This window comes from Actinoplanes sichuanensis (assembly GCF_033097365.1).
Classification (GTDB): Bacteria; Actinomycetota; Actinomycetes; order Mycobacteriales; family Micromonosporaceae; genus Actinoplanes; species Actinoplanes sichuanensis.
Genome location: NZ_AP028461.1, coordinates 3722426 through 3746404, shown reverse-complemented (window position 1 = coordinate 3746404; position 23979 = coordinate 3722426). Strand labels below are relative to the sequence as shown.

Genomic DNA, 23979 nt, shown 5'->3' with positions numbered 1-23979 from the left:
CGAGGATTCATGAAACGATTCATCCCCCTGTCGGTGGCCGTCCTGGCCACCCTGCTGCTGGGCGCCCCGGCGCACGCCGCCGCGCCGACCGTCACGCCGACCTCGACCACCGTCCTGACCACCAGTGGCCGGACCGCGCTCACCTACACCGGCTACATGAACGGCGAGTCGTTCCAGCAGGACGGCATCGTCACGTTCAACGGCCGGCAGTACTCCGCCTTCTGGGACCAGAGCGGCTACGTCAATCTGTCCCGCCGTCAGCTGCCGTCCGGCGCCTGGTCCAACCTGCGGCTGACCGACTACGTGACCGCCTCGACCGACTCGCACAACACGATCAGCATCGGGATCGCCCCGTCCGACGGCACCATCCACCTGGCGTTCGACACCCACTCGTCGCAGTTCCGCTATCGGAAGTCGATCGCCGGTCTGGCCTCCGCGCCCGGCAGCGCGGTCTGGTCCACGAGCAGTTTCGGTACGGTCCAGACGAAACTGACCAGCACCAGCATGGACGTCGTCACGTACCCGCAGTTCTTCGCGCACCCGGACGGCACCCTGCAACTGGCGATCCGCACCGGCTACAGCGGCACCGGCGACGAGGTCCTCTACGAGTACAAGTCGGGGGCCTGGTCGTACCTCGGCGAGTTCATCGACGGCACCACCGCCGGTAACAACGCCTACCTGTTCGGCATCGAGTACGACAACTTCGATCCGGCCGCGCCGCTGCTGCACGTCACGTGGACGGTCCGGGAGACCTCGAACGCGAGCACCAACCACGACATCTTCTACGCGTACAGCAAGGACAAGGGCCGGACCTGGCGCAACAACGCCGGCACCGTGGTCGCCACCACCGGCAGCACGCCGCTGGCGTCCAGCGCGTCCGGTCTGAGGGTGTGGGGGATCGGCCAGAACCGGGGTCTGATCAACCAGGAGTCCCAGGTCGTCGACGCGGCCGGGATCGTGCACGTGCTCGCCTCGCACCTGCCCGCGTCGGCCGCCGACAACGCCGACTTCACCGCCGCCCGGGAGACCGCCGTCCTGGTGCACTACTGGCGGGACAAGTCGAGCAAGGTGTGGCACCAGACGTACACCCCGTTCCTGGAGCGTTCAGCCCGCGGTGACATCGCCGTCGACGCCAAGGACAACCTGTACGTGGTCAGTGGCGACTCCAGTACCCGCAAGCTGCACATCCAGACCGCGTCGAAGGCGTCCGGCTGGACCGACTGGGTGATCCGGTACACCTCGTCGGCGATCTACTACTCCGACCCGCTGATCGACCACCAGCGGCTCAAGTCGCTGGGCACACTCAGCTTCTTCGCCCCGCGGTACGGCGGCAGCCAGATCGACGTCCAGGACTGGGCTGTGAGCGGCTGATAGGAGCGATCACATTCACCGCTGACGTTGCAGCAGGTTGGCGGGCAACCGGATCTCGGTTGCCCGCCATGCTTTTCACCAGGAGAAAAACGTAATGCCGGAGCCGGTCAGGTAGCCGCTGTTAGAAGTCTTGACACATACTTTGTTATCGATAACATTTTGCGCGTAACACAGGTGTAACCTCCCCGTTCCCCTCGCCGAGGTGCCTTCATGCCGTTACGTCCGTCCCGCCTCGCCCTGATTCCCCTGATCAGCGCCCTCCTGCTGACCCTCCTCACGCCGCCCGCGTCGGCCGCCGACCCGAACACCGCCTACCTGATGGCCCACTTCACCGGCGAGAGCGCCACCGGTGAACAGATCTACTTCGCCACCAGCACCGACGGTCTGCACTGGACCGACCTGAACGCCTCCCAGCCGGTCCTCACCTCCACCGTGGGGGAGAAGGGCGTGCGGGACCCCAGCCTGGTCCGGTCGCCGGCCGGCGACAGATACTGGCTGCTCGCCACCGACCTGCGCATCGCCAGCGGCAAGGGCTGGGACGTCGCCATGCACTCCGGCAGCACCAGCCTGGTCGTCTGGGAGTCCACCGACCTGGTCACCTGGTCCGCCCCTCGGCTGGTCGACGTGGCCGGCGGCATCCCGTCGGCGGGCTGCGCCTGGGCACCCGAGGCCATCTACGACCCGGCGAGCGGCGACTACGTCGTCTACTGGGCGACGATCTCCCCGGCCGGCGGAAACGACAAGGCACGGATCTGGTACTCGCGTACCCGGGACTTCCGGACCTTCAGCGCCGCGCAGCTCTACATCGACCGGCCCGGCACCCAGGGCATCATCGACACCCAGATCATCGAGGTGCCGAACAGCACCGGCGGCTACCGCTACGTCCGGGCCTCCGGCGACGGGCAGATCAGCGTCGAGGGCAGCAACCAGATCCTCGGCACGTGGACCCGGCTCGGTGACCTGTCCGGGCTCGGCCTGACCGGCGCCCAGGTTGAAGGCCCGATCCTGCACCAGTTCAACGGCCGCAACGAGTGGGGACTGTGGGTCGACCAGTACTCCTCGGGCCGGGGCTATCTGCCGCTGACCACCACCGACCCGGCGAATCTGAGCAGCTACCGGATCCGGAGTGCCACCGAGTACACGCTCGGCGCCGGCCGGAAACGGCACGGCACGATCCTGCCGATCACCCAGGCTCAGTACAACGCCCTGAACGCCGAGTGGGCGGTGGCGACCACACGGATCCAGTCGTACAACTTCACCGACCGGTTCGTACGCCATGCGAACTTCGACGCCCGGATCGACGCCGACGTCTCCCCGGCCGCCGACGCCCAGTGGCGCATCGTTCCCGGCCTCGCCGGAGGCGGCGGCTACGTGTCGATCGAGTCGGTGAACTTCCCCGGCCACTACCTGCGGCACAGCAACCACGACTTCGCCCTGGCCGCGAACGACGCCACCGCCGGTTTCGCCGCCGACGCCACGTTCAAGCAGGTCCCCGGCCTGGCCGACGCCACCGGGGTGTCCTTCCAGTCGTACAGCCAACCCACCCGGTACCTACGGCACTACAGCTTCCTGCTGCGCCTCGACGAGATCACCACCGCCACCGGCCGCGCCGACGCCACCTTCCGCCTGAACTGAGGATCCCCTATGCTCCCGCTCACCCGTCGTAGCCTGCTCGGTGCCGCCGCCGGAGGCGCCGCCCTCTCCGTCATGCCCGGTCTCCCGGCCGTCGCCGCCGAGACCGGCGTCTCCGCCTACCAGTTCCCGCTCGGCCAGGTGAAACTCACCGCCGGCCGGCTCATGGACAACCAGAGCCGCACCCTGACCTACCTGCGGCTGGTCGACGTGGACCGGCTGCTCTACGTCTTCCGCGCCAACCACGGCCTGTCCACCGGCGGTGCCGCGGCCAACGGCGGGTGGGACGCGCCGACCTTCCCGTTCCGCAGCCACGTGCAGGGCCACTTCCTGACCGCCTGGGCACAGGCCTGGGCCGTCCTCGGCGACACCGTCTGCCGGGACAAGGCCAACTACATGGTCGCCGAGCTGGCGAAGTGCCAGGCGTCGAACGGGTACCTGTCCGGGTTCCCGGAGGCCGACATCACCGCCGTGCACAACCGCACGCTCACCAACGGCAACGTCCCCTACTACTGCATCCACAAGACGCTCGCCGGGCTGCTCGACGTGTGGCGACTGATCGGCGGCACCCAGGCGCGCGACGTGCTGCTCAAGTTCGCGGCCTGGGTCGACACCCGTACCGCCGCTCTGACGACCGCGCAGATGCAGGCCATGCTGCAGACCGAATTCGGTGGGATGAACGCCGTCCTCACCGACCTCTACCAGCAGACGAACGACTCCCGGTGGCTGACCGTGGCCCGGCGCTTCGATCACGCGGTCGTCTTCGACCCGCTCGCCGCCGGCACCGACAGCCTCAACGGGCTGCACGCCAACACCCAGGTGCCGAAGTGGATCGGCGCGGCCCGCGAGTACAAGGCGACCGGCACCACCCGCTACCGCGACATCGCCCGCAACGCCTGGAACATCACCGTCGGCGCGCACACCTACGCCATCGGCGGCAACAGCCAGGCCGAACACTTCCGCCCGGCCGGCGCGATCGCCGGATACCTCACCAACGACACCTGCGAGCACTGCAACAGCGTCAACATGCTGCGGCTGACCAACGAGCTGTACGTGACCGAACCCGACCGGGCCGCGTACTTCGACTTCTACGAGCAGGCGCTGCTCAACCACGTCCTCGGCGCGCAGAACCCGGCGTCGGCCAACGGGCACGTCACCTACTTCACGCCGCTGCGCCCCGGCGGCCGCCGCGGTGTCGGACCGGCGTGGGGCGGCGGCACCTGGAGCACCGACTACGGCACCTTCTGGTGCTGCCAGGGCACCGGCGTCGAGGTCAACACCCGGCTCGCCGAGTCGATCTACTTCTACAGCGGCACCACCCTGACCGTGAACCTGTTCGCGCCGTCGGTGCTGACCTGGGCGGCGCGCGGCATCACCGTCACCCAGACCACCACGTTCCCGGAGAGCGACACCAGCACGCTCAAGCTGACCGGCACGATGAGCGGGTCGTGGAGCATCCGGGTCCGCATCCCGTCCTGGACCAGCGGCGCCACCATCACCGTCAACGGCACCGCGGTCACCACCAGCGCGCCCGGCACGTACACCACGATCACCCGGACCTGGGCCGCGAACGACACGATCGTCGTGCGGCTGCCGATGCGGATCGTTCTCCGGCCCGCCAACGACAACCCCGACCTGCAGGCCATCACGTACGGGCCGGTCGTGCTCGCCGGCAACTACGGCGACACGGCACTGACCACCCCGCCGACGCTCACCGTGTCGTCGGTGACCCGTACCACCGCGACCGCGAACGGATCCCCGGTCAACCTGGTGCCGTTCTACAACGCGCACGCGATGAACTACAACGTCTACTGGATGACCGCGCCGACGTACAAGCTGGTCAACAACGCGACCGGCCTGGTACTCGGAGTCAAGGACATGTCGGTCGCCGACGGTGGCCTCGCCGTGATGTGGGGCGACACCGGCACCCTGGACCACCGCTGGGTCCGGATCGCCGACGGTACGGCGGTCCGCTTCCGCAACGTCAACAGCGGCAAGGTCCTCGGCGTCCAGGACATGTCCACCGCCGACAACGCGGTCGTCCTGCAGTGGGCCGACAACGGCACCGCCGACCACCGCTGGACCCTCGTCGACCAGGGCAACGGGATCTACAAGATCCGCAACGTGAACAGCGGCAAACTCCTGGCCGTCCTCAACGGCGGCACCGCGTGGGGCGTCCAGGTGGTCCAGGACGCCGACAACGGCTCGGCCGACAACCTCTGGCGTCTCACGGCGATCTGAAAGGGGGCCCCATCATGTCCATGACCAGGCGAACCTTCACCCTCCTGCCGGCCCTCGCGGCTGCGGCGACCGCCGCCGGTCAGATCCCCACCGCGGCGTGGGCGGCCAACACCGCCTATGTCTTCGCCTACTTCACCGAGACACCCAACCAGTCCGGCGCCGACTACGGGCTGCACCTCGCGGTCAGCTCGGACGGTCTGAACTGGAAACCCCTCAATCAAAACAACGCGGTCGTACGGCCCACCGCCGGCACCCTGGGTCTGCGTGACCCGTTCCTGCTCCGCAAGCAGGACGGCACCTTCGTGGTCCTGGCCACCGACCTCAACGGCACCGACTTCTCGCAGAACAACCAGTACCTGCACGTGTGGGACTCCGTCGACCTGACCAGCTTCACCGGATACCGCCGGATCAAGATGCACGACCTGGCCACCCACACGTGGGCGCCGACCGCCTTCTGGGACGCCGCCCGCGGCCAGTACGGCATCGTCTACTCCGCCAACAACGGCTCCGACGTGTTCCTGGTCAACTACACCAGCGACTTCCGGACGGTCTCCGCCCCGCAGGTCTACTTCAGCCCCGGGTTCAACGTCCTCGACGGTGACATCGTCGTGGACGGCGGCGTCTACTACTTCTTCTACAAGAACCTCGGCAACGGCCTGATCTACGGCGCCCGGTCCAGCACCGGCGCACCCAACAGCTACACCAGCTACACCAGCGGCCTGCGGCAGGGCAACGCGATGGAAGCGCCGATGCTGGTCAAGAACAACGCCGGCACCGGCTGGTGGCTGTGGGGTGACTCGTTCAGCCCGGTCAACAACGACTACTACCTGTGGAACAGCACCACCGTGGGCGGCAACTCGTGGGCCGTCGCCGACCAGCGCACCTACACGCCCCCACTGAACGCCAAACACGGCAGCATCGCCGGGATCACCGCCGCCGAATACAGCGCCCTCGTCTCCCGCTGGGGACTGCCGGCCTGGGTACGGCTCAAGTCGTCGAACTACCCCGACCGGTACGTGCGGCACGCCAACAGCATCGGCCGGATCGACGCGTACCCGTTCGACCCGCACCAGGACCAGCTGTGGAAGATGGTTCCCGGCCTGGCCGACGCGGCCGCCGTGTCGTTCGAGTCGGTCAACTATCCGGGCCGCTACCTGCGCCACTACAACTACGCGATCCGGCTGGACGCCAACGACCAGACCGCGGCCTTCCGCGCCGACGCCACCTTCCACCGGGTCGCCGGTCTGGCCGACTCGTCCTGGTCGTCGTTCCGGTCCTACAACTTCCCGGACCGCTACCTGCGGCACTCCAACTACGTGCTGCGCATCGACACGCTGGCCGCCGCCGACTACGCCGACGGCACGTTCCGTGTCGTCTGACCGGCGTGCCGCGCGGCTGCTGGCCGCGTTCGTCCTGCTGCTGAGCGTCCTGTCGCCGGCCGTGCCCGCCTGGGCCGGGCCGTCGTTCACCAACCCGTTGCACAGCTCCGGCGCCGACCCGTACATGACCTGGTACAACGGCTACTACTACCTGATGAACACGCCCTACAGCGGGCCGCTCACCATGCGGCGCGCGACCACGATCGCCGAGCTCAAGACGGCGCCGGCGACCACCGTGTTCAGTGCCCACAAGACCGGCCGCGACCAGTGGATCTGGGCGCCCGAGTTCCACCTGCTCGACGGCCCGAACGGCAAACGCTGGTACATCTACTACTCGGCGGGTGACGGCGACATCGAGAGCCAGCGGGTGCACGTGCTGGAGAGCGCCGGACTCGACCCGCTCGGGCCGTACACGTACCGGGGCATGATCTTCGGCTCGAACAACTGGTGGGGCATCGACGGCAGCGTCGTCACCCTGAACGGAAAGCTGTACTTCACCTGGTCCGGGGTGCCGACAGTGCTCTGGCGGGACAGCGACCCGCACATCTATCTGGTCGCGCTCAGCAACCCGTGGACCGTCACCGGCCCGCGCACCGCGATCTCGGCGCCCACCTACGACTGGGAGAGACAGGGCACCCCGATGAACGAGGGGCCGGTCGCCATCCACCATGGCGGCCGGACGTTCATCACCTACTCGGCCAGCGCCTGCCAGGGGCCCGACTACAAGATCGGGCAGCTCGCCTGGACCGGCGGCGACCCACTGGCCGCGACCTCCTGGGTCAAGAAGAGCACCCCGATCTTCCAGCGCAACGACGCCGCCGGGGTCTACGGGCCCGCCCATCACGGTTTCTTCAAGTCACCCGACGGGACCCAGGACTGGATCGTCTACCACGCCGACTCGTCGGCCACCCAGGGTTGCGGCACCACCCGGACCACCCGGATCCAGCCGATCACCTGGAACGCCGACGGCACACCCCACCTCGGCACGCCGCTCGCCACCGGCACGGTCATCGCGCCACCGGCGGGCGAGCCGGCCGGTCCGGCGAATCCGGTGGTCCGGCTGCAAGCCGGCAACTTCCCCGATCGGTACGTGCGGCACTACAACTATCTGTTGCGGCTCGACCCGATCACCACGGCGACCGGCCGCGCCGACGCCACGTTCCGCAAGCTGGGCTGAAACGGAGACCTCGTTGAGCGACCGCCTCTCCACCGTCCGCGCGGCACAGGCGGGGGAGAGGCGGGCCCTCGACGCCCTGATCAGGGCGCATCTGCCCCTGATCTACACCATCGTCGGCCGGGCGCTGGACCGGCACGCCGACACCGACGACGTGGTCCAGCAGATCCTGCTCGACGTCGTCCGCGACCTGTCCACCCTGCGTTCTCCGGAGCGGTTCCGCGGGTGGCTGTTGGTCATCACGATGCGGGAGATCAACACCCACCTGGCCCGGCGGGACCGCGAACAGGACCGGACCGAGCCCCTGGACGCGGCCCGGAAACGGCCCGAACACTTCGAGGACCTGATCATCCTGCGGCTCGGGCTCGACGGGCAACGCCGGGCTCTGATCCGGTCGGCCCGCTGGCTCGACCGCGAGGACCGGCACCTGTTCGCCCTCTGGTCCCAGGAGATCGCCGGCCGCCTCACCCGGACCGAGGTCGCCGAGGCACTCGAACTCAGCGCCGGTCACACCGGAGTGCGGGTGCACCGCCTCCGCGAACAGCTGGAGATCGCCCGGTCCGTGGAAGCGGCCCTGTCCCTCTCGCCACGGTGCCGTGAGCTCGACGTTTGGGACGGCACCCGAAACAGCCTCTGGCGGAAACGGCTCGCGAGACACGTACGAGATTGTGATCGTTGTTCGCCGGCCACCGCCGACCGGATCGCGCCCGAAGACCTTCTCGCCGGCCTCGGTCTCGTCGCCCTCCCGGCGGCCCTGGCCGCCGCCGGCCACCTGCCCGTGCCGGCCGATCCGGCCGGGCCGTTCGACTTCCCTTCGGCCGGGCCGTCCGACTTCGCTCCGGCCGCCCGCCTGGACGGTGCCGTCCCGGTGGCCGGCGGTGGCTCGTTCCCGGTGGCCGCGACGATCGCCGGCCTGACGGTGGCCGCGGTGGTGACCGGCGCCGTGGTGGTGACCGTCGCGGACGAACCGTCGCCACCCGCAGCGGCGATCGCCGCCGCCACACCGTCACCGTCACCGGCCGTCGTGCGACCGTCCTCGCCGCCCGCCCCACTCACGCTGACCGGCACCCGGTCCCTCGAATCAGCCGGAGCGCCCGGACGCTACCTGGCCTCCGGCACCGACCGGGCGACCCTGCTGCGGATCACCGCCGACACCGGCCGCCGGGTGACGTTCACCGTGGTCCCCGGCCTGGCCGACCGCGACTGCGTCTCGCTGCGCTCCACCGACGGCCGGTACCTGCGCCACTACGCCTTCGCACTGGTCCCGGCCGACCGCGACCCCAGCGACCTGTTCGAGAAGGACGCCACCTTCTGCCCGACGTCGACCACCCCCGGCCGGGTCACGCTGACATCCCTGAACTACCCGACCCGGACGATCCACCACCGAGGCGACGGCGCCGTCGGCATCGACGAACCGGACGGCACCACGGCGTTCACGGCCGCCGCCACCTGGATCATCCACCAGGCGCCCAGCTGATCACCCGCAGCGTAGTTCCCCGCCCGGCCCCCGCCCTGCGGTACCGTCGTCGAGGCGAAAGGGGACGTTTTGCTACCTATATCCAGGCGGCGGGCGCTCCTGCTGGGGCTCGTCGGCGCGGCCGGGGGACTGGCCGGCTGTGCCCGCGAGACGGCGACCGCCCAGAGCGGCCAGACCCGCCTGCTGTACTGGTCGGGCGGCCTCAGCAGCGACGTGCTGGATCGGGCGAAGGCCCGGTTCGCCGACCGCACCGAGCTCACCCCGGTGCAGATCGACGGCGTGTACCGCGACCAGCTCACCGAGATCCTCAACACCGGTCGTGACCTGCCGGGCATCGTCGGTATCAAGGGCGAGGAGGTCGCCGCGCTGGTGCCGCGGGCCGACCTCTTCGTCGACCTGCACAGCCTCGGTGTCGACGACCTGATGGGCCAGTACGTGCCGTGGAAATGGCAGCAGGCGGCCTCGCCGGACAACCGGCAGATCGGCTTCCCGATCGACATCGGGCCGACCGCCACGTTCTTCCGCAGTGACCTGTTCGCCGAGGCCGGCCTGCCGAGCGAGCCGGAGAAGATGGCGGCGGCCGTGCGCACCTGGGACGACTACATCGCGGGCGGGGTGAGGCTGGTCCGGGCACTGCCGTCGGTGAAGCTGGTCCGCAACAGCAGCGAGCTCTACACGATCATGCTGTGGCAGGGCATCCGGCGCTACATCGACGAGACCAACCACTACATCGGCGGCGAGGCGCACGTGAAACGCGCGTGGGAGTTCAGCGTCCAGCTGATCGAGAAGGACCTGGTCGCCCGGATCCCCGGCGCCGACGGCGACGCCTGGGCGAAAGCACTGGTCGAGGGCACGGTCGCCACCGCGTTGGGTGCGTCCTGGCTGGGCTACGACCTGAAGAGCCTGGCCCCGGACTCCGCCGGGAAGTGGCGGGTGGCCTCCGGGCCGGCGATCGGCGCCAACTACGGCGGCTCGTTCCTGGCCATCCCGCAGGGCAGCGCCGACCACGCGCTCTCCTTCGAGATCATCAAGTGGATCCTCGATCCGGAGAACCAGGCGGTCGCGTTCACCGAGGCCGGGCTGTTCCCGGCGGCCACCGCCGCCTTCGAGATGCCGGCTCTGGCCGAGCCCGATCCGTTCTTCGGCGGCCAGAAGCCGATCGGCATCTTCGCCGATTCGGCCCGAAAAGCACATCGGGTGTACGAGGCACCCGCCGACGCCAAGATCCATGACGCTTTCGTGGCCCAACTCGACGCGATCGAGAAGGGCGCCAAGCCGGCGACCAGGGCCTGGACCGATGCGGTCGAGGAGGGCCGCTCGATCGGCGCGTCACTGGGCGTCAACTGAGCGAGGCGTCGACCGGCCGTCAGCGCGCGTCGTCCAGCGGCCGCAGCCGGTCGTCCAGGTCGCCGAGGATCTCCTCGGCCAGCGGGGCGAACCACGCCTGCCTGGCTTCCGCGTTCTTCTGCCGGTCGATGACGCCCGGCGCCCGGGCCTGGTCGATCAGCACGCCGGGCGCCGGCAGCCATCCCGTCGGCAGGTCCCGGCCCTCCTTCGCGCAGCGGGCCTGGATCGCGCCGGCCAGCAGGCCCTGCAGGTACGGCTCGGTGGACAGCAGCACCATGTCGCCCGCCGCGGTCATCTCCAGGGCGTACGGGTCGGTGCCGAACCCGCCGTCCACCCGGGTCGTGGTCGGATCGCGCAGCAGGGCCAGACTGTGCGCGTCGGCGCCGCCCACTCCGATGAATGCGAGCGCGTCCGGATTGGCCTCCTGAAGCACGCGCCAGGCCTGCTTGTTCGCGCCCGGCGCCTGTTTGGTGTCGAACGGCCCGATCACCGTCACGCCGGGCCGCAGCCGCTGGATCGCCTCCCGCAGGCCGGCGACCCGCTCGTCGAGCACGATGACGCCGGGATACGGAGATCCGATCACCACCAGTCCCTCGGCGTCGACCGGCCACCGTCCGGCCATCGTCCGCCCCAGCTCACCACCGAGAGCGCGGTTGTCGTTGCCGATGTAGAGCGGGACGCCGGAACCCGCCGCCGGGACCGAGTGCAACGCCACCACCGGGGTGCCCGCGGTGGCCGCCCTGCCCAGCGAGTCGGCGAACAGCTCCGGGGCGAACGTGAACAGGGTGATCGAACCGCGTTCGCCGGACAGATAGTCCTGGATGGTGCGCAGCTCACTGGCGTTGTCGACGATGTCCGGGCCGACCGCGCGGTGGCCGACGCCGGGCACCCGCCGCACCCCCTCGACGAAACCGGCGGACAGTTCGGCGACGAAGTCGACCTGCCGGCCGGCGACGACCAGCACGGCCGGCGGCGGCGTCGACGGCGCGGCGTCACCACACGCGGCGAGCAGCAGCGTCACCGCGAGCGCGGCGGCTCCGACTCTCACCCGCTTCTGATCGGCACACCCGGCCGTACGGCTGAGGGACGCTCTCAATCGTGCGGCGGCCCGGCCGATATGAACCGGGGAGGTACCCATGCGGGATTGGTTACGACGGCGCGCGGTCGCCCGTACCGCCGTGGTGGCTTTGACCGTGGGTCTGGCCCTTCTCGCCGCGATGGCCGTGGTGAGCAGCCAGACCAGCTCGCGGGCGGCCGACATCGCGGCCGCCACACAGCTGACCAGCCAGCAGTGGAACGAGATCTACCTCAAGATCAGCATCGAGTACGAGCTGCTGGAGGACTACCTCGAGTCGCCCGACCAGGCCGACCGGCAGCCGCTGCTGTCCTCGATCGGGTCGGCCGAGCCGAACCTGCGCTGGCTGCTGGCCAACGGTGGCGAAGCGGACGCACGGCAGGCGATGGCCCTGCAGAACGCGTACGGCGGATACACCTGGACGCTGCGGAACCTGATCGACGCGGCCTCGGCCGACGACCGGCCGGGCACCCTGAAGTTCGCCGAACAGGCCGCCCTGAGCGCCTCCGGACTACGGCGGCAGGCGTCGGTGAACGTGGCCCGCAACAACCTCAGCATCGGCGTGGTGCTGCGCGACGCCAAACGTGACACCGCCCGCCAGCTGATCGCGGTCAAGGTGCTGTCGGCGGCCGACCTGCTGCTGGTCATCCTGTGCGGGCTGGTTCTGCTGACCTATCAGAAACGCACCGAACGGCAGGCCGCCGACAACGACTACCGGGCCTCACACGACGGGCTCACCGGGCTGGCCAACCGGCGGCTGCTCACCGAGCGGGTGACCCGGGCCATCGCCGACGCCGACCGCGGCGGCCCCGGGGTGGGCCTGCTGTTGCTCGACCTCAACCGGTTCAAGGAGGTCAACGACACGCTCGGCCACCACTCCGGTGACCTGCTGCTGATGGAGGTGGCCCGCCGCCTGCGCGGCGCCACCCGCCCGGCCGATCTGGTGGCCCGGCTCGGCGGCGACGAGTTCGCGGTGCTGCTGGCCGACGTCGAAGAACTCGCCGACGCCGGTACGGTCGCCCAGCGCCTGCTCATCGAGTTGTGCGGCCCGGCTGAACTGGGCGGGCTCACCGTCGACATCAGCGGCAGCATCGGCTACTCGTACTATCCGGCCCCCAGTTCCTCGGCCGAGGAGCTGCTGCAACACGCCGACGTGGCGATGTACCACGCGAAACGCAACCACCTGGGCGTCGCCGGGTACGAGGTGGAGAACGACACCAACAGCTTCGAGCAGCTCACCCTGCTCGCCGATCTGCGTACCGGGATCGACCGGGGTGAGCTGGAACTGCACTACCAGCCCAAGATCGGCCTGCCGGGCCGGTCGGTGGCCGGCCTGGAGGCGCTGGTGCGCTGGCGGCACCCGATCCGCGGGCTGCTCGGGCCGCAGGCGTTCGTGCCCGAGGCGGAGCAGAGCGACCTGATGCTGAACCTCACCGAGGCCGTCCTCGACATGGCCCTCGGACAGCAGCGGGCGTGGCGGGAGGCCGGTCGCGACGTCCCGGTCGCGGTCAACGTGGGCGCCGCCTGCCTGCGGGACTCCGCGTTCCCGGCCCGCGTCGGTGAGCTGATCCGCCGGCACGACGCGGTCGCCGGCCGGCTCACCCTGGAGATCACCGAGTCGTTCTTCATCATCGACCCGGACGCTGCGGCCGCCGCCCTTTCGGTGCTGCGTGAGCAGGGCGTCCGGATCTCCATCGACGACTTCGGGGTGGGCTACTCGTCGATGAGCTACCTGCAGTCGATGCCGTTGGACGAGCTGAAGATCGACCGGAAGTTCACCGCCGAGATCCTCACCACCGACCGGGGCCGAGCCATCGCGGGCGCCATCATCGACCTGGCGCACGCCCTCGACCTGACCGTCGTCGCCGAGGGCATCGAGGACGAACAGACCCTGACCGCGATCGTGGACATGGGCTGTGAACAGGCGCAGGGCTACCTGATGTGCCGGCCGTTGCCCCCGGACGGCATCCCGGCCTGGATGGACTCGTGGAGCGTCCCCGCGCTGTCCTGAACGCCTCGGCTGTCACCGTGCTGTCACCGGTGGGCTGACACCATGTCGGGATGCGTGTTCTCGTCGTGGAGGATTTCGAGATCCTGGCCCGGACCATCGGTGTCGGCCTGCGCCGGGAGGGCATGGCCGCCGACGTCGTCGGTGACGGCGACGACGCCCTGGAGCGGCTCGCCGTCAACCGCTACGACGTGGTCGTCCTCGACCGCGACCTGCCGGGCCTCCACGGCGACGACGTGTGCCGGCGGATCGTCGCCGACCACCAGCAGTGCCGGGTGCTGATGCTCACCGCCTCCGGCACGGTCCGTGACCGGGTCGACGGGCTCGGCCTGGGCGCCGACGACTATCTGCCGAAACCGTTCGACTTCGAGGAACTGGTCGCCCGGATTCGGGCGCTGGCCCGCCGCCCGTCGGTGCTGGTCCCGCCGGTGCTGGAGTGCGGCGACCTGGCCCTGGACACCGGTCGTCGCCGGGCCTCCCGAGCCGGGCGACGCCTCGACCTGAGCCCGAAGGAGCTGGCCGTGCTGGAGTGCCTGCTGGCCGCGGGCGGGCGCGCGGTGCCCGCCGAGGAACTGCTCGAGCGGGTCTGGGACGAGGCCGCCGACCCGTTCACCACGGCCGTGAAGACCACCATCCGACGCCTGCGGGCGAAACTCGGCGAACCACCGGTGGTGCACACGGTGCGCGAGGGCGGCTACCGGGTCGGCGAGCCGTGACCCGCCGCCGGCTGACGCTGCGCACCCAGCTCACCCTGCTCTACGCCGTCCCGTTCACGCTGACCGGCACCCTCCTGGTCACCGTCTCGCTGCTGGCCGGCCGCGAGTCGGTCCCGGCCGGCACCCCCGTCCCGCCCCGGCCCGATCCGGCGGGCACCGACTTCCCGCTGGGCCCCTGGTCGGTGTTGATGGCGATCCTCGTGCTGGTGTCGCTGGTGCTCGGCCGTCTGGTCGCCGACAGATTCCTGCGGCCGGTACGGGCCATCACCACGACCGCCCGGGACATCTCGGCCAACGACCTGCACCGGCGGCTCGGCGACATCGGCGGCTCCGACGAGTTCGCCCAGCTGGCCGCCACCCTCGACGACCTGTTCCAACGGCTGGAGACGGCGTTCGCGGCGCAGCGGCAGTTCATCGCCAACGCGTCCCACGAACTGCGCACCCCGCTGACCGCCGAACGCGCCCTGCTGCAGGTCGCCCTGGCCGATCCCGACATCACCATCGGCTCCCTGCAGGAGGCCTGCCGAGAGGTGCTGCAACTCGGTGCCGCCCAGGAACGGTTGCTCGAAGCGCTGTTCGCCCTGGCCGGCGGTGAGCAGGGCGTCGAGAGCCGGCATCCGTGCGACCTCGCCGAGCTCACCCGCGGCGTGCTGGCGACTCGAGCACCCGACGACCGGACCGTCGAGGCCCGACTCGATCCCGCACCGCTCTCCGCGGACCCGCGGCTGCTGCGGAGCCTGATCGCCAACCTCGTCGACAACGCCGTCCGGCACAACGTCCCCGGCGGCCGCGTCGAGGTGACGACCTCGACGGCGGGCGGCGCGGCCCGGCTGGTCGTGCGCAACTCCGGCCCGGTCGTCCCACCCGACGACGTCGACCGGCTGTTCCAGCCGTTCCAGCAGCTGCACCGCCAACGGACCGGGCACGGCGACGGCCACGGACTGGGACTCGCGATCGTCCGGGCGATCGCCACCGCGCACCACGCCGCGCTGGTGGCGACCGCCCCGCCGACCGGCGGCCTCGACATCACCGTCACGTTCCCCTGACCGCTCAGGCGTCACGTCGCTGCAGCAGCACCCCGCCGACCAGCAGCGATCCGGCCGCCCACAGAGCCAGCACGCCGAGACCGTCCCACGGCGCGATCGGCTGGTCCGCCAGATCCCGGGTCGCCTGGATCGCCAGGCCGGCACTCATCGGCGCGACCTGCTTCAGGTCCGCGCGCACGTCCGGGTCGGGGACCATCTGCGCGACGATCGTGAACACGTAGAGCAGACCCAGCACCACTCCGACCGCGGCCGCGGTGTCCCGGGCGATCGCCGCCACCCCGACGGCGAGCAGGGAGATCAACACCAGATAGAGCACCGAGCCGTACGCCGCCCGCAGCACCGCCCCGTCGGACAGCACCAGAGCCGGCCGGATCGCCCGGCCGACCAGCACACTGACCGCCACCGACACCGCACCGGACACGGCCGTCACACCGGCGACGACCACCGCCTTGGCGCCTAGCACCATGAGCCGGCGCGGCACCGCGGCCAGCGTCGTATGGATCATGTCGGTGCGGTACTCGCCGCCCACCACCAGGGCCGCGATCACCGCCACCACCGCCTGGCTCAACTGCACCCCGGTGAGGCTGTACTCGGCCAGATCCCCGGTCGTCACCGACGCGATGGTCGCCGCCCCACCGGCGACGGTCACCACCACGACCGCCACCGCCAGCCACCGGCTTCCCGGCGTGGTACGGAACTTCGTCCACTCCATCCGCAGCGCGTTCACACGTCCCTCCGGCGCAGCAGCACGGCCGCACCGGCCAGGGCCGCACCCGCCCACAGGCAGAGCACCCCGAACCCGGCCCACCACGGCAGCGGAAAGTAGCCGTCGACCGGGGTGTACAGGTTCTCCACCTGGTAGAACTGCTTCGCGCTCTGCTGCACCGCGAACGCCGCCGCCGGGGTGACCCGCAACAGCCAGTCCGCCGCGGCCGCCGGGAGCACGGTCAGCGCCAGCAGATAGGGCAGCACGATCAGCCCGACGACGGCGCTGATCGCCACCGCGCTACGCCGCAGCATCGCCCCGATCCCGAGCGCCAGCACCGCCGCGACCGCGAGCAGCGCCGCCGTCCCGGTGATCACCCGAACCTCGGTCAGCAGCGTCGACGGCAGCACGTACACACCGTTGCCGACCAGCAGCCGCCGCCCGAGGACGACCACGATGGCCGCGCCGGCCAGCCCGACCACGAACGTCACCCCGCCGAGGACGGCCGCCTTCGCGAACAGCACCCGACCCCGGTCCGGGGTGGCGGCCAACGTCGTGCGGATCATGCCGCGCCGGTACTCGCCGGTCATGAACGCCGCACCGACCACCACGACCAGCACCAGCCCGGCGAACGTGCCGAGCAGCGTCTGCGTGATCGACACCCCGAGCCCGGCCGCCCCGACCACGGCCGGCCCGATGTCACCCGACCCGGTCAGCGTGAAGCCGGTGCCGGTGCTCTGGTGTGCGCCGTCGCCGCCGACCCCCTGCCCGGTCCATCCGGCGACGCCGCCGCTGATGTCGTCGAACGTCGCCGTGACCGACGACGGGCCGCTGGAGGCCCCGGCCACGCCGGTGGCCTCGACGAACTGCGGTGAGGTCGCGAACAGGCCGATGCGCACGGTCGACGGCAGGCCGTCCAGTTCCACCGATGCGACCCTGGTCCAGTTCACGCCGTCGGCCGACGACTCACCGGTGATCACATCGCCGGTCCGGGTCAGGCGCAGCCAGGTCGGCACCGGCGCACCTGTCGTCTCCGGCTGTGCGGACCGGTCGTGCACGAAGTCGTGCTGCATCCGCACGCCGTGGCCGCCGGTCATCATCACCGCCGCGTACGCCGACCCGCGTTCCGTACCGTCCTTGATGATCAGACCCGCCTTGGCCCAGGCCACCAGCCCGTCCCGCATGCCTTCGCCGGCGGCCGGGCCGGCGGCACGCCCGCCGCCGTCGTCGCCGTCGCCCTCGTCGGCCGGGATGTCGGGGATCCGGCCGGTCATCGACGTCAGCCGGGCGGTGAGGCTCCCGTCCCCGGTGAGCGGCCGGTGCAGCAGGTAGAAACTGTCGCGCACCTCCTCACCCGCCGGGCCGACCGGCTGCCGACACGTCTGCTCGGTGCAGGTCCCGGACATCGGCGTCAGCCCCAGTGCGAGGATCGCCGCGAACGCGATGATCATCGCGATGACGAAACCACGGACGGTACGGAACTTCGTCCACTCGGTCCTCATCGTGCCGCCTCCGAGGCCCGGTACTCGACGGCGTCCCGGGTCAGCTCCAGATAGGCCTCCTCCAGCGACGCCCGATGCACCGCCACCTCGGAGAACGGCACCGCCCGGGCGCTCAGCGACGCGATCACCCGGTCCGGCTCCAGCCCCGACACGGTCACCGAACCCGGATCGGAGGCGGTCACCGCGCCACCCGCCGCACGCAGCACATCCGCCGCCTCCGGCGCACCGGTGCGCACCGTGACCCGCCCACCGGACGCCGACCGCAGCAGGTCGGCCACCGGCATGTCGGCGATCACCCGGCCCCGGCCGACGATCACCACCCGGCTCGCGCAGTCCTGCAGCTCGCTCATCAGATGACTGGACACCAGCACGGCCCGGCCCTGCTCGGCCGACGACCGCAGGAACCCGCGCATCCAGATGATGCCCTCCGGGTCCATGCCGTTGAACGGCTCGTCCAGCATCAACGTCGGCGGGTCGCCGAGCAGCGCCATCGCGATGCCCAGCCGTTGCCGCATGCCGAGGGAGAACCCGCCCGCCGCCCGCCGGGCCACCGCCTGCAGCCCGGCCTGCTCGATCACCGCGTCCACCCGGTCCGCGCCCAGCCCCTGCGAATGGGCGATCCACAGCAGGTGGTTGCGGGCGGTACGGCTCGGCTGCAGCGCCGCCGCGTCCAGCAGCGACCCGAGATGACACAGCGGCCGCCGCAACGTCCGATACGGCCGCCCGCCGACCAGGGCGGTTCCCGCATCGGGCCGGTCCAGCCCCAGGATCACCCGCATGGTGGTGGACTTACCGGCCCCGTTCGGCCCGATGAACCCGGTGATCTGCCCCGCCCGGACGGCGAACGACATCCCGTCCAGCGCCTGCGTCGACCCGAAGCGTTTCCGCAACCCGTCGACGACGATCGTCGCCTCAGTCATGATCCGGTCCTCGACTTCCTCGATGGAATCAGTGCCGAGGTCCGTTGTAGAGAACAGTCGGTGTCAGCCAGGTGTCACGGGTATCCCCGCAAGATCATCTGAGGTGCCGTCTGCGGCCATGCCGCCGCCCACTGACGTGGTCCTCGATCTCGTCGCCGCGTACCCCCACATCGGGGTTCTGCGGGCCGCTCTCGCCCGCCGGGACTGGCCCGCCTGCCGCCAGGCCATCGACGCCGTCCCCCTCGACAACCGCACCGGGATGATCCGGGTCGCCGCCGGCGAGAAGGACCTGGAGGGTTTCCTCCGCGACGTGTTGCGCCGTGACCCGTCCGACGGCGCGGCGACCGCCATGCTCGGCGAGCACCTGATCGGCGTCGGCTGGGAGATCCGGACCGGCGCGTGGGCGCGGGACGTCAGCGCCGAGCAGTTCAAGGCCTTCCACGAGTGGCTCGGCCGGGCCGAGGAGGTGCTGATCGAGGGTGCCGCGCGTAACCCACGCGACCCGGCCGTCTGGACGGTCCGCCTGATCTCGGCTCGAGGCCTGTCCCTGGGCATCGCCGAGGCACGCCGCCGGTACGAGCGGCTGAGCCTGGCCCACCCGCACCACCTTCCGGCGCAGCGGCAGCTGATGGACCAGCTGGAACCGAAGTGGGGCGGCTCGTGGGCGCAGATGCACACGTTCGCCCGCGAGGCGATGCGGGCCGCCCCGCCCGCCGGTCGATCGGCGACCCCGGTTTCCGGCGCTGTTACGGCTGGCTGGAGGCGGCCGGCGCGTTCGCGTTCCTCTTCCGCCTGATGGACGACCGGCCGGCCACCGCCTGGCCGCTGCGCCTGCTCGGCGAGCTCGGCACGTCGTACCCCTGGAACACCGTGTTCAAGGACGTGCCGGAGGCCTTCCGGGACGTCCGCGCCTGGGCCGTGGAGACCGCATCATGATCGAGCGTTTCGAGATCGACGGCATCCCCGGCCTGTTCACCCGCACCGACGGCCCGATCGGGGCCGGCCTCGCCTTCCGCGTCGGGTGCGCCGACGAGCCACTGTCCCGGCACGGCATCACCCACCTCATCGAGCATCTGGCGCTGTTCCCGCTCGGGGTCACCGACTACCACTACAACGGCGCGACCGGCGACGAGATCACCTACTTCCACACCGAGGGCGGCGACACCGACGTCGTCGCGTTCCTCAACGGCGTCTGCCGGGCCCTGCACGACCTGCCGCTGCACCGGCTCGCCACCGAGAAGGAGATCCTGCGCACCGAACAGCGCGGCCGGGGCGTCTCCGCCGACCACCTGCTGGCCGTCAACCGGCACGGCGCCCGCGACTTCGGCGTCGGCGGCTACGGCGAGCTGGGCCTGCCGGCGATCACCCCGGACGGCCTGCGCCGCTGGACCGACTGGTTCTTCACCAGGGAGAACGCGGCGTTGTGGGTGGCCGGCCCGGCGATGCCGCCCGGGTTGCGGTTGACTCTTCCGGAGGGGGTACGCCGACCGGCGCCTCGTGTCTCGTCGGCGCTGCCCACCCGTCCCGCCTTCGTCACCGGCCCGCCCGGCATGCTGGCCTGGAACGCCGACGTACGCCGGCACGCCGCGTCCGAGGTCTTCGCCACCGTCCTGCAGCGGGCCATGTTCCGTTCGCTGCGCCAGGAGAGCGGCATCTCGTACACCGTCCAGACCGACTACACGACCCGCGGGAACGGCACCGCCTCGGTCTCCGCGACGGCCGACGCGCTGCCGGAGAAGAGCGGCGCCGTCCTCGGCGGGTTCGTCGACGTGATGGCCTCGCTGCGCTACGTCGGCGCCGACCCGGCCGAGGTCGCCACGGTGATCGCCCAGGAGTGCGACCGTCTCGCCGAGGCCGCCCGCCGTGGCGCGCTGCTGCCCGGCCAGGTGTTCGACCTGCTCACCGGGCAGCCGGTGCGGGACCTGCCGGAGCTCATCGCCGCCGCCCGGGCCGTCACCCCGGCCCAGGTGCGGGCGATCGCGGCCGAGGCGTGGGCGGACGGCCTGATCATGGCCCCGCAGGGGGTCCGGGTGAACTGGGCCGGGTTCACGCAGGCCCCGCACCGGTCGACGTTCGCGGTCACCGGCGCCGAACACCCCGCGATCAGTGACGCCGAGATCCGCCTGGTCGTCGGTCGGCAGGGGGTCAGCCTCACCGACGGCAAGGAGGATCACCTCACCGTCCTGTTCGACCAGTGTGCGGCCCTGCTCGCCTATCCGGACGGCGGAAGGCGGCTGATCGGCCACGACGGCATCTCGGTCGCGGTCGAGCCGACCGTGCTGGAGAACGCCGAGCGGGCGGTCCCGTACATCGACTCCGTCATCCACCCCGACCTGCGCGTCGACCTGCCGCCCCGGGACCCGGACGAGATCCCGCGGCCGGCCGAGCCCGACGACGATGACGACGATGACGACGAGTGCTGCGACGACGACTGCTGCCCGGACACCTGCCGCGACGGCGAATGCTGCGCCGACGACGGCTGTCCGGGCCGGTGCTGCACCAGCCTGCGGGGCAGGCTGCGTCGCATCCGCAACCGTTAAGCGAAACCGCCGTTGCTCATCAGCAACTGCCCGTTGATCCACCGACCGCGGGGCGAGCAGAGGAACTCGACCAGGTCCGCGGTGTCCTCCGGGGTGCCGAGGCGGCCCAGCGGGGTGGCCTCGACGCACCTGTCGCGGACCTCGCCGGTCATCCAGCCGGTGTCGATCGGGCCCGGGTTGATCACGTTGGCGCTGACGCCGAGGTGCGCGAACTCGTGCGTGGCGGCCAGGGTGATCCGGTCCAGGGCACCCTTGCTCGCCCCGTACGGCAGGTTGCCGACCGTGTGGTCACTGGTCAGCGCGATGATCCGGCCGGTGCCGTGCGGGCCGCCGAAGCGCTGCCCGAACTCGCGGATCAGCAGCCACGTGGCCCGGGCGTTGACCGCGAAGTGCCGGTCGAAGCTCTCCACCGTGGTGTCCAGCAGCCCCGAGTCGACCGACTCGGCGTGGCACATGACCAGCGCGGTGACCGGGCCGAGCCGCTGCTGCGCCCGGTCGAAGACGTCGGCCGGCGCGGCGACGTCGGCCAGGTCGGCCTCGATCGCGGCGGCCCGGGCGCCCTGATCGGCGAGCATCCTGGTGATCGCGTCGGTCGCTCCGGGCTCGACACCCCACGTCATTCGCTCGTCGTACCGTGTCCAGAAGGTGAAGGCGACGTCCCAACCGGTGGCGGCGAGCCGCCTCGCGATGCCCGCGCCGATGCCTGCCGTGCGGCCGACTCCGGTGACGAGTGCGACAGGTCTCTGCTGATCGGAATGCACCTCGCGATCCTGCCCATCCGTCGCATCACACCGCAAACCGATTTCGATTCTGACCTCGCGGGCCATCCCGGTATCCCCCGCACGGCCGAAAAGCGGGCATGACCCCGGCGGGCAAACGTGGTGAAACGTACGTTCGGTATATGTCACCCATTGCGAGCCCCTGAGAGGTCGCCATGCTGCACACCGTCGCCACCGGAGCCGCGCTCCTCGCCTGCCTGGCCGCCACCGCGGCCGTGCCGTCGTCGTCGTCCGCCACCGCGGCCCTGCCGTCGTCCGCCACCGCGGCCCTGCCGTCGTCGTCCGCCGCCGCCCCGCCGCCCAAGAAGGTGCTCGTCAGCATCGTCTCCGCCAACGGCTCCGGCTGCCCGGCCGGCGGGATGGACGTGGAGACCGACGGCACCTCCTTCACCCTCACCTACAAGGACTTCGCCGCCACCACCGGGCCCGGCTCCGACCCGCTCGACTCCCGCAAGAACTGCCAGCTCGCCCTCGACGTCCGCGCCCCGCAGAGCTGGACGTGGGGGATCGACCGGATCGTCACCAGGGGCACGGCGAATCTGCAGTCCGGCGCGTCGGGCACCCAGTCGACCGCCTACTACTGGGCCGGCGACGCCGAGACCGACCGGATCGCCTACCCGTTCACCGGGCCGGTCAAGGGGCCGTGGAACCGCACCCACAAGATCGCCAAGGGCGACGTGTCCTACCTGCCGTGCGGTGCGAGCCGCTACCTCAACGTGAACTTCGAGCTCAAGGTGGACGCCGGTACCGCCACCGGCCGCAACGCCCTCACCATGAACTCCACCAGCGGCTCCGACTTCCACGTCCTCTGGCGCAAGTGCTGACCCGGGCCGTTCCCGCTGGTCACGGCGCCCGGTCACGCCGTACCCTGACGGCATGAGCAACTCCGACACCGACGGCCGGCCGTTCGTCGACGTGCTCGCCGAGAACGGCCGGCCCGTCACCACCGAGGGCCTCGACCGGGCCCGCCGCTCGCTGGCCGACGCCCGCGCCCGCCGCGATCCGAACGCCCGGGCCGCCCTGCTCGAGCGCCTCCGCGCCGCGTGACCGATCGGCGCGACCACCGCACCGTCGCCCTGATCCTCGACACCAGCGCCATCACCGGGTTCGCCCGGGGCAGCCTGGCCGTCGGCGAGCTCCTCGCCGAGATCGACATCGAGGGCGGCTGCGTGCTCGTCCCGCTTCCGTGCCTGGTCGAGGCGGCCGCCCTGATCACCGAGGAGGAGCTCGGCTGGCTCGACATCCTGCTCGGCCACGCCGCCGCCCAACTGGTCGTCGACGACCCGGACGACTGGCGGATGGTCGCCGGCGTCCACCGGGTGGTCGGCGGTTACCCGCACGCGCTGGCCGCCTGGCTGGCCCTGGAGTGCGGCGCCGACGTGATGACCCGCAACCCGCACCTCTACGCCGGCCTGGGTGGAGGCGGTATAACCCTGCCTTTCGACGACTGATCCAACAATTCGGAATTCGTATCCGTCACCCGATTGTGAACCCGTTTGCAGCGAAAGATCCATCGAAAGTAATTGTGGTGTTGCGTTGGGTGACTGAATATCATGGCTTATGCGCTCGACTCGGCTGCTGGTCGTCGTCGGTTTGTGGATTCTTCTGACTGTTCTCCTCGTCCTGTTCGCGCTGCGGATCAGTGTCGATTGGTCCTGGTTGTCATCTATTCCGGCCCGCCTGGTGGCCGCCATTCTCGCGGCTGCCGCCTGCGCGAGTGCTCTGGTCGATCTGAAGATCCTGCGCCCGGGATCCGACGGCGACAACCAACCGGGTGGCGCCGGGCGGCGGCGTGCGGTCGTGGCCGGATTGATCGGGGTCGCGGCGATCGCCTTCATCGCCGTCCCGTCCGGCGGCGCAGAGGGGGAGAATCGAGGTGCGGGCACATCGAGTGCCGCACCCTCCCCATCGGGCCGGCATGCAGACCTCGAAGACGATCGTCGCGGTCAACTCCGACGCCGAGGCTCCGATCTTCGAGCTCGCCGACTTCGGCGTCGTCGGCGACCTGTTCACGGTGGTCCCGCAGGCCGCCGAGGAGATCCGCCGACGCGGATAGCATCTGGTGC

At 70.7% G+C, this 23979-nt stretch carries 21 protein-coding genes and 1 pseudogene; 17 read left to right on the top strand and 5 right to left on the bottom strand.

All coding sequences use genetic code 11. From position 1 onward, the window contains the following. The first annotated feature begins 9 nt into the window (after positions 1–9). From Q0Z83_RS17075 to Q0Z83_RS17045, 7 genes are all read left to right on the top strand, one after another. A complete protein-coding gene (locus tag Q0Z83_RS17075; protein ID WP_317794923.1) occupies positions 10–1371 on the top strand; it encodes a BNR repeat-containing protein in 1362 nt (453 codons plus the stop codon). A 210-nt stretch (positions 1372–1581) separates the two neighbouring features. Next, positions 1582–3006 (top strand): glycoside hydrolase family 43 protein, encoded by a 1425-nt coding sequence (locus tag Q0Z83_RS17070; protein WP_317794922.1) that lies wholly within the window; start codon positions 1582–1584, stop codon positions 3004–3006. A 9-nt stretch (positions 3007–3015) separates the two neighbouring features. Further along, positions 3016–5244, top strand: a complete 2229-nt coding sequence (locus tag Q0Z83_RS17065) for a beta-L-arabinofuranosidase domain-containing protein (protein ID WP_317794921.1) — start codon at positions 3016–3018, stop codon at positions 5242–5244. Positions 5245–5264: 20 nt separating this feature from the next. After that, a complete protein-coding gene (locus tag Q0Z83_RS17060; protein ID WP_317794920.1) occupies positions 5265–6623 on the top strand; it encodes a glycoside hydrolase family 43 protein in 1359 nt (452 codons plus the stop codon). Further along, a complete protein-coding gene (locus tag Q0Z83_RS17055; RefSeq protein ID WP_317794919.1) occupies positions 6613–7800 on the top strand; it encodes a family 43 glycosylhydrolase in 1188 nt (395 codons plus the stop codon). The genes Q0Z83_RS17060 and Q0Z83_RS17055 overlap by 11 nt, the downstream gene beginning before the upstream one ends. 13 nt (positions 7801–7813) lie before the next feature. Then, positions 7814–9274 carry a sigma-70 family RNA polymerase sigma factor gene (locus Q0Z83_RS17050; RefSeq protein WP_317794918.1) on the top strand — a complete coding sequence of 487 codons (1461 nt, stop codon included), beginning with the start codon at positions 7814–7816 and terminating at the stop codon, positions 9272–9274. 69 nt (positions 9275–9343) lie between these two features. Then, a complete protein-coding gene (locus tag Q0Z83_RS17045) occupies positions 9344–10621 on the top strand; it encodes an extracellular solute-binding protein (protein ID WP_317794917.1) in 1278 nt (425 codons plus the stop codon). Positions 10622–10640: 19 nt separating this feature from the next. Here the strand turns inward: Q0Z83_RS17045 and Q0Z83_RS17040 are convergent, their stop codons facing one another. After that, complete coding sequence (locus Q0Z83_RS17040) at positions 10641–11669, bottom strand: substrate-binding domain-containing protein (protein WP_317794916.1); 1029 nt, start codon at positions 11667–11669, stop codon at positions 10641–10643. Between the two features lie 88 nt (positions 11670–11757). On the opposite strand from Q0Z83_RS17040, the gene Q0Z83_RS17035 reads away from it, so the two are divergent. From Q0Z83_RS17035 to Q0Z83_RS17025, 3 genes are read left to right on the top strand one after another with little or no spacing between them, the layout of a single operon-like run. Further along, positions 11758–13707 carry a putative bifunctional diguanylate cyclase/phosphodiesterase gene (locus tag Q0Z83_RS17035; RefSeq protein WP_317794915.1) on the top strand — a complete coding sequence of 650 codons (1950 nt, stop codon included), beginning with the start codon at positions 11758–11760 and terminating at the stop codon, positions 13705–13707. Between the two features lie 50 nt (positions 13708–13757). Further along, entirely contained in the window at positions 13758–14420 is a 663-nt protein-coding gene (locus Q0Z83_RS17030; RefSeq protein ID WP_317794914.1) for a response regulator transcription factor, read from the top strand. After that, positions 14417–15466, top strand: coding sequence for a sensor histidine kinase (locus tag Q0Z83_RS17025; protein ID WP_317794913.1), 1050 nt, complete (start codon positions 14417–14419; stop codon positions 15464–15466). The genes Q0Z83_RS17030 and Q0Z83_RS17025 overlap by 4 nt, the downstream gene beginning before the upstream one ends. Before the next feature lie 4 nt (positions 15467–15470). On the opposite strand, the gene Q0Z83_RS17020 is transcribed toward Q0Z83_RS17025, so the two are convergent. The 3 genes from Q0Z83_RS17020 to Q0Z83_RS17010 are packed head-to-tail and all read right to left on the bottom strand — an operon-like array spanning position 15471 to position 18594. Further along, on the bottom strand, positions 15471–16193 hold the full coding sequence (locus Q0Z83_RS17020) for an ABC transporter permease subunit (protein ID WP_317794912.1): 723 nt from the start codon (positions 16191–16193) through the stop codon (positions 15471–15473). Further along, positions 16190–17674, bottom strand: a complete 1485-nt coding sequence (locus Q0Z83_RS17015) for an ABC transporter permease subunit (protein WP_317794911.1) — start codon at positions 17672–17674, stop codon at positions 16190–16192. The genes Q0Z83_RS17020 and Q0Z83_RS17015 overlap by 4 nt, the downstream gene beginning before the upstream one ends. Next, on the bottom strand, positions 17671–18594 hold the full coding sequence (locus tag Q0Z83_RS17010; protein WP_317794910.1) for an ABC transporter ATP-binding protein: 924 nt from the start codon (positions 18592–18594) through the stop codon (positions 17671–17673). The genes Q0Z83_RS17015 and Q0Z83_RS17010 overlap by 4 nt, the downstream gene beginning before the upstream one ends. A gap of 118 nt (positions 18595–18712) precedes the next feature. On the opposite strand from Q0Z83_RS17010, the gene Q0Z83_RS17005 reads away from it, so the two are divergent. Genes Q0Z83_RS17005 through Q0Z83_RS16995 form a run of 3 tightly spaced genes read left to right on the top strand, consistent with a single transcriptional unit; the run spans position 18713 to position 21134 of the window. Then, the gene (locus tag Q0Z83_RS17005; RefSeq protein ID WP_317794909.1) at positions 18713–19390 is read left to right on the top strand and encodes a hypothetical protein; all 678 of its coding nucleotides are present in this window, start codon (positions 18713–18715) and stop codon (positions 19388–19390) included. Further along, the gene (locus Q0Z83_RS17000) at positions 19390–19530 is read left to right on the top strand and encodes a hypothetical protein (protein WP_317794908.1); all 141 of its coding nucleotides are present in this window, start codon (positions 19390–19392) and stop codon (positions 19528–19530) included. Before Q0Z83_RS17005 ends, Q0Z83_RS17000 begins: the two co-directional genes overlap by 1 nt. Next, positions 19527–21134 carry a peptidase M16 family protein gene (locus Q0Z83_RS16995; protein ID WP_317794907.1) on the top strand — a complete coding sequence of 536 codons (1608 nt, stop codon included), beginning with the start codon at positions 19527–19529 and terminating at the stop codon, positions 21132–21134. Before Q0Z83_RS17000 ends, Q0Z83_RS16995 begins: the two co-directional genes overlap by 4 nt. On the opposite strand, the gene Q0Z83_RS16990 is transcribed toward Q0Z83_RS16995, so the two are convergent. Further along, a complete protein-coding gene (locus Q0Z83_RS16990; protein ID WP_317794906.1) occupies positions 21131–21895 on the bottom strand; it encodes an SDR family oxidoreductase in 765 nt (254 codons plus the stop codon). The two genes, Q0Z83_RS16995 and Q0Z83_RS16990, sit on opposite strands and share 4 nt — an antisense overlap. A gap of 173 nt (positions 21896–22068) precedes the next feature. Here Q0Z83_RS16990 and Q0Z83_RS16985 point away from each other — a divergent pair, with 173 nt between their 5' ends. The 4 genes and pseudogenes from Q0Z83_RS16985 to Q0Z83_RS16970 all read left to right on the top strand — a co-directional run. Then, positions 22069–22737, top strand: a complete 669-nt coding sequence (locus Q0Z83_RS16985) for a DUF4360 domain-containing protein (protein ID WP_317794905.1) — start codon at positions 22069–22071, stop codon at positions 22735–22737. Between the two features lie 52 nt (positions 22738–22789). Beyond that, positions 22790–22960, top strand: a complete 171-nt coding sequence (locus Q0Z83_RS16980) for a hypothetical protein (protein WP_317794904.1) — start codon at positions 22790–22792, stop codon at positions 22958–22960. Next, complete coding sequence (locus tag Q0Z83_RS16975) at positions 22957–23364, top strand: hypothetical protein (protein ID WP_317794903.1); 408 nt, start codon at positions 22957–22959, stop codon at positions 23362–23364. The genes Q0Z83_RS16980 and Q0Z83_RS16975 overlap by 4 nt, the downstream gene beginning before the upstream one ends. Positions 23365–23819: 455 nt before the next feature. Then, positions 23820–23969 (top strand): annotated as a pseudogene (locus Q0Z83_RS16970) (electron transfer flavoprotein subunit alpha/FixB family protein); the annotation flags it as partial. Between the last annotated feature and the right edge of the window lie 10 nt (positions 23970–23979).

Coding starts and splice junctions, on each gene's coding strand:
- Q0Z83_RS17075 (WP_317794923.1), top strand. CDS start 10: ATGAAACGATTCATCCCCCTGTCGGTGGCCGTCCTGGCCACCCTGCTG.
- Q0Z83_RS17070 (WP_317794922.1), top strand. CDS start 1,582: ATGCCGTTACGTCCGTCCCGCCTCGCCCTGATTCCCCTGATCAGCGCC.
- Q0Z83_RS17065 (WP_317794921.1), top strand. CDS start 3,016: ATGCTCCCGCTCACCCGTCGTAGCCTGCTCGGTGCCGCCGCCGGAGGC.
- Q0Z83_RS17060 (WP_317794920.1), top strand. CDS start 5,265: ATGACCAGGCGAACCTTCACCCTCCTGCCGGCCCTCGCGGCTGCGGCG.
- Q0Z83_RS17035 (WP_317794915.1), top strand. CDS start 11,758: ATGCGGGATTGGTTACGACGGCGCGCGGTCGCCCGTACCGCCGTGGTG.
- Q0Z83_RS17030 (WP_317794914.1), top strand. CDS start 13,758: ATGCGTGTTCTCGTCGTGGAGGATTTCGAGATCCTGGCCCGGACCATC.
- Q0Z83_RS17015 (WP_317794911.1), bottom strand. CDS start 17,674: ATGAGGACCGAGTGGACGAAGTTCCGTACCGTCCGTGGTTTCGTCATC.
- Q0Z83_RS17010 (WP_317794910.1), bottom strand. CDS start 18,594: ATGACTGAGGCGACGATCGTCGTCGACGGGTTGCGGAAACGCTTCGGG.
- Q0Z83_RS17005 (WP_317794909.1), top strand. CDS start 18,713: ATGCCGCCGCCCACTGACGTGGTCCTCGATCTCGTCGCCGCGTACCCC.
- Q0Z83_RS17000 (WP_317794908.1), top strand. CDS start 19,390: ATGGACGACCGGCCGGCCACCGCCTGGCCGCTGCGCCTGCTCGGCGAG.
- Q0Z83_RS16995 (WP_317794907.1), top strand. CDS start 19,527: ATGATCGAGCGTTTCGAGATCGACGGCATCCCCGGCCTGTTCACCCGC.
- Q0Z83_RS16985 (WP_317794905.1), top strand. CDS start 22,069: ATGCTGCACACCGTCGCCACCGGAGCCGCGCTCCTCGCCTGCCTGGCC.
- Q0Z83_RS16980 (WP_317794904.1), top strand. CDS start 22,790: ATGAGCAACTCCGACACCGACGGCCGGCCGTTCGTCGACGTGCTCGCC.